At 53.9% G+C, this 5,218-nt stretch carries 2 tRNA genes and 3 rRNA genes; all 5 read left to right on the plus strand.

Going from position 1 to position 5,218, the window contains the following annotated elements:
* Positions 1–175: 175 nt before the first annotated feature.
* Positions 176–1,725: ribosomal RNA gene (locus EII23_RS11325) — 16S ribosomal RNA — on the plus strand.
* A gap of 68 nt (positions 1,726–1,793) precedes the next feature.
* A tRNA-Ile gene (locus EII23_RS11330) sits at positions 1,794–1,870 on the plus strand.
* Positions 1,871–1,876: 6 nt separating this feature from the next.
* A tRNA-Ala gene (locus EII23_RS11335) sits at positions 1,877–1,952 on the plus strand.
* Positions 1,953–2,088: 136 nt separating this feature from the next.
* A 23S ribosomal RNA gene (locus tag EII23_RS11340) occupies positions 2,089–5,019 on the plus strand.
* Positions 5,020–5,058: 39 nt separating this feature from the next.
* Positions 5,059–5,173: ribosomal RNA gene (gene rrf / locus EII23_RS11345) — 5S ribosomal RNA — on the plus strand.
* Together the 16S, 23S and 5S rRNA genes with 2 tRNA genes alongside form the textbook arrangement of a ribosomal RNA operon.
* The last annotated feature ends 45 nt before the right edge of the window (positions 5,174–5,218 follow it).

The raw sequence follows: 5,218 nt of genomic DNA on the forward strand, positions 1-5,218 counted from the left end.
TTTTGCCTGAAGAAAAAAAGAAGTTGACAGGTTCGGCGAAAGGGCGCATAAGCACCCTTCGCGCCGGGAGCGCGGGGGCGAAGGCCCTGGTTGTTCATTGACAAGTAAATAGCGAGTGGGAAGGAAAGTCTTTGAGATTCCGGTTTCCGTGAGAACGGAGATCAGATACAGATTTGAACTGGAGAGTTTGATTCTGGCTCAGATTGAACGCTGGCGGCGTGCTTAACACATGCAAGTCGAACGTGAAAGGGGCTTCGGCCCCGAGTAAAGTGGCGCACGGGTGAGTAACGCGTGGACAATCTGCCCTTATGAGTGGGATAACAGTTGGAAACGGCTGCTAATACCGCATACGCTCAGGAATGACTTTTTGAGGAAAGGCGGCCTCTGCTTGCAAGCTGTCGCATAAGGATGAGTCCGCGTCCCATTAGCTTGTTGGTGGGGTAACGGCCTACCAAGGCAACGATGGGTAGCCGATTTGAGAGGATGATCGGCCACACTGGAACTGAAACACGGTCCAGACTCCTACGGGAGGCAGCAGTGGGGAATATTGCGCAATGGGCGAAAGCCTGACGCAGCGACGCCGCGTGAGGGATGAAGGTTTTCGGATCGTAAACCTCTGTCGGAAGGGAAGAAGGTGCACTCTGCTAATCAGGGGTGTATTGACGGTACCTTCAAAGGAAGCACCGGCTAACTCCGTGCCAGCAGCCGCGGTAATACGGAGGGTGCGAGCGTTAATCGGAATTACTGGGCGTAAAGCGCACGTAGGCTGTCATGTAAGTCAGGGGTGAAATCCCACGGCTCAACCGTGGAACTGCCTTTGATACTGCGTGACTTGAATCCGGGAGAGGGTGGCGGAATTCCAGGTGTAGGAGTGAAATCCGTAGATATCTGGAGGAACATCAGTGGCGAAGGCGGCCACCTGGACCGGTATTGACGCTGAGGTGCGAAAGCGTGGGGAGCAAACAGGATTAGATACCCTGGTAGTCCACGCTGTAAACGATGGATGCTAGATGTCGGGGAGTATTCTTCGGTGTCGTAGTTAACGCGTTAAGCATCCCGCCTGGGGAGTACGGTCGCAAGGCTGAAACTCAAAGAAATTGACGGGGGCCCGCACAAGCGGTGGAGTATGTGGTTTAATTCGATGCAACGCGAAGAACCTTACCTGGGTTTGACATCCACGGAACCCTCCGGAAATGGAGGGGTGCCCTTCGGGGAGCCGTGAGACAGGTGCTGCATGGCTGTCGTCAGCTCGTGTCGTGAGATGTTGGGTTAAGTCCCGCAACGAGCGCAACCCCTATGCATAGTTGCCATCAAGTGAAGTTGGGCACTCTATGCAGACTGCCCGGGTTAACCGGGAGGAAGGTGGGGACGACGTCAAGTCATCATGGCCCTTACACCCAGGGCTACACACGTACTACAATGGCGCGCACAAAGGGGAGCGAGACCGCGAGGTGGAGCCAATCCCAAAAAACGCGTCCCAGTCCGGATTGCAGTCTGCAACTCGACTGCATGAAGTCGGAATCGCTAGTAATTCGAGATCAGCATGCTCGGGTGAATGCGTTCCCGGGCCTTGTACACACCGCCCGTCACACCACGAAAGTCGGTTTTACCCGAAGCCGGTGAGCCAACCAGCAATGGAGGCAGCCGTCTACGGTAGGGCTGATGATTGGGGTGAAGTCGTAACAAGGTAGCCGTAGGGGAACCTGCGGCTGGATCACCTCCTTTATCGAGAAACAATCCCACTCGCTGTTTACTTTCAATGAGCAACGCTGTTCTTTGACAGGTATGTTTTCGGGCCTGTAGCTCAGGTGGTTAGAGCGCACGCCTGATAAGCGTGAGGTCGAAAGTTCAAGTCTTTCCAGGCCCACCAGTATCAGGGGCTGTAGCTCAGCTGGGAGAGCGCCTGCCTTGCACGCAGGAGGTCGTCGGTTCAACCCCGTCCAGCTCCACCAAGGAAAACATGCCGCGAAGTCTTTTTCGGCAGCAGGCGCGCATTGCGCGATTGCGAGCCGAACAGGAGTTCGGCTGACCGGTAACGGTCTGTTCTTTCACAATTGAATAGGGCTGGAAGGAAGTTTTTTTCGAGCAAAACAAGTATACAAGAGCATCGGGTGGATGCCTTGGCGTCGGAAGGCGAAGAAAGACGCGGTAAGCTGCGATAAGCCTCGGTGAGGAGCTAAACATCCTTTGACCCGGGGATTTCTGAATGGGGAAACCCGGCGGGAGTCATGTCCCGTCACCTGTCGATGAATTCATAGTCGTTCAGGAGCCAACTCAGGGAAGTGAAACATCTCAGTACCTGAAGGAAAGGAAATCAAACGAGACTCCCTCAGTAGCGGCGAGCGAAGGGGGATTAGCCCAAACCCGCGGGATTCGTTCCGCGGGGGTTGTAGGGCCGGCGTATATGATTCGCAAGTATGCAGGGGAAGAAAGCTGGAAAGCTTCGCCAGAGCGGGTGACAGCCCCGTACCTGAACCAGAAAGCGACATTGCCGGACACCTGAGTACTGCGAGGCACGTGAAACCTCGTGGGAATCCGGGAGGACCATCTTCCAAGGCTAAGTACTAACCGACGACCGATAGTGCACCAGTACCGTGAGGGAAAGGTGAAAAGAACCCCTGTCAGGGGAGTGAAAGAGAATCTGAAACCTGATGCTTACAAGCTGTGGGAGCGGAGCAATCCGTGACCACGTGCCTTTTGCATAATGAGTCAGCGAGTTGATCTGTACTGCAAGGTTAAGCGCAAGTGGAGCCGTAGCGAAAGCGAGTCTGAAGAGGGCGAAAGTAGTGCGGATCAGACCCGAAACCGGGTGATCTATCCATGAGCAGGTTGAAGCAAGGGTAAAGCCTTGTGGAGGACCGAACCAATAGCGGCTGAAAACGCTTTGGATGACTTGTGGATAGGGGTGAAAGGCCAATCAAACCCGGTGATAGCTGGTTCTCCCCGAAATATATTGAGGTATAGCCTCGTGAATTGTCTCCCGGAGGTAAAGCACTGACAGAGCTAGGGGTCCTACCAGATTACCAAACTCTATCAAACTCAGAATGCCGGCGAGATGTATCACGGGAGTCAGACGGCGGGTGCTAAGGTCCGTCGTCGAGAGGGTAAGAGCCCAGATCAACAGCTAAGGCCTCCAAATCTATGCTCAGTGGTTAAGGTGGTGACGTTGTAGAGACACCCAGGACGTTGGCTTAGAAGCAGCCATCGTTTAAAGAAAGCGTAATAGCTCACTGGTCTAATGACGTTGCGCCGAAAATGTAACGGGGCTAAGCATAGTGCCGAAGCTTTGAATTCCGCGTATGCGGTCTGGTAGGGGAGCGTTCTTCACGGGCAGAAGGTTTGCTGTAAAGCATGCTGGACTGTGGAGAAGTGATTATGCTGACATGAGTAACGATAAAACGGGTGAAAAACCCGTTCGCCGTAAACCCAAGGTTTCCTGGGTAAAGGTAATCTTCCCAGGGTTAGTCGGTCCCTAAGGTCAGGCTGAAAGGCGTAGCTGATGGGAAACATGTTAATATTCATGTACTTGTATGTACGCGCGATGGAGGGACGCAGGAAGGTAGGCGGTCCGGGTGTTGGATTACCCGGTGCAAGCGTGTAGGTTCGGTGTGCAGGCAAATCCGTACACCTTACGCCGAGACGCGAGTCCGTGGCCGCAAGGCCTGAAGCCGTTGAGCCTCAACTGCCAAGAAAATCTTCTAAGTATAGTACATGCAAACCGTACCGGAAACCAACTCAGGTGGGTGGGATGAATAATCCAAGGCGCTCGAGAGAACTCTGGCCAAGGAACTCGGCAAAATAACCCCGTACCTTCGGAAGAAGGGGTGCTCCTTCGGGTGATATGATTCACTTGTAGAGCCTGAGGGAGCCGCAGTGAAATGGTGGTGGCGACTGTTTACTAAAAACATAGGTCTGTGCGAAGTCGTAAAGACGACGTATACGGACTGACGCCTGCCCGGTGCCGGAAGGTTAAAAGGAGGTGTCAGCGCAAGCAAAGCACCGAATTGAAGCCCCGGTAAACGGCGGCCGTAACTATAACGGTCCTAAGGTAGCGAAATTCCTTGTCGGGTAAGTTCCGACCTGCACGAATGGCGTAACGATCTCCACACTGTCTCGGCCAGAGACTCGGTGAAATTGAAGTCGCGGTGAAAATGCCGTGTACCCGCAGAAAGACGGAAAGACCCTGTGCACCTTTACTATAGCTTGACATTGGGATTTGGAACTGCATGTGTAGGATAGGTGGGAGACAATGAACCCTGTACGCCAGTATGGGGGGAGTCATCGTTGAAATACCACCCTTGTTTTTTCAGGTCCCTAACTCGTGTCCGTCATCCGGCATGAGGACATTGTCTGGTGGGTAGTTTGACTGGGGCGGTCGCCTCCCAAAAAGTAACGGAGGCATGCAAAGGTTCCCTCAGGCTGATTGGAAACCAGCCGTCGAGTGCAAACGCATAAGGGAGCTTGACTGCAAGAGAGACATCTCGAGCAGGTACGAAAGTAGGCGTTAGTGATCCGGTGGTCCCGTATGGAAGGGCCATCGCTCATTGGATAAAAGGTACGCCGGGGATAACAGGCTGATCGCATCCAAGAGTTCACATCGACGATGCGGTTTGGCACCTCGATGTCGGCTCATCACATCCTGGGGCTGAAGCAGGTCCCAAGGGTACGGCTGTTCGCCGTTTAAAGTGGTACGCGAGCTGGGTTTAAAACGTCGTGAGACAGTTTGGTCCCTATCTTCTGTGGGCGTCGGAGAATTGCGAGGGCCTGTCCCTAGTACGAGAGGACCGGGATGGACGCACCCCTGGTGGACCTGTTGTCGTGCCAACGGCACAGCAGGGTAGCTATGTGCGGAAGGGATAACCGCTGAAAGCATCTAAGCGGGAAGCCTGCCTCAAGATAATTTCTCCCGGGAGCAATCCCCTGAAGGGCCGAGGTAGACTACCTCGTCGATAGGCTGGGTGTGCAAGCGCCGCGAGGCGTTGAGCTGACCAGTACTAATAGCCCGTGCGGCTTGTTTTTGAAAAAATACTTCCTTCCGCCCTGTCAATTACATATTTCGTTGGCAGCCATGGAGGAGAGGGTACACCCAATCCCATTCCGAACTTGGCAGTTAAGCTCTCCATCGCCGATGATACTGCATATCTTCATGTGGGAAAGTAGGCCGCTGTCAACGATTCTTACCCCCCCCTCTCACGACAACCGCGGGAGGGGATTTTTT

Origin of the sequence: Desulfovibrio sp. OH1186_COT-070 (assembly GCF_003860215.1) — a bacterium.
GTDB lineage: Bacteria > Desulfobacterota > Desulfovibrionia > Desulfovibrionales > Desulfovibrionaceae > Desulfovibrio.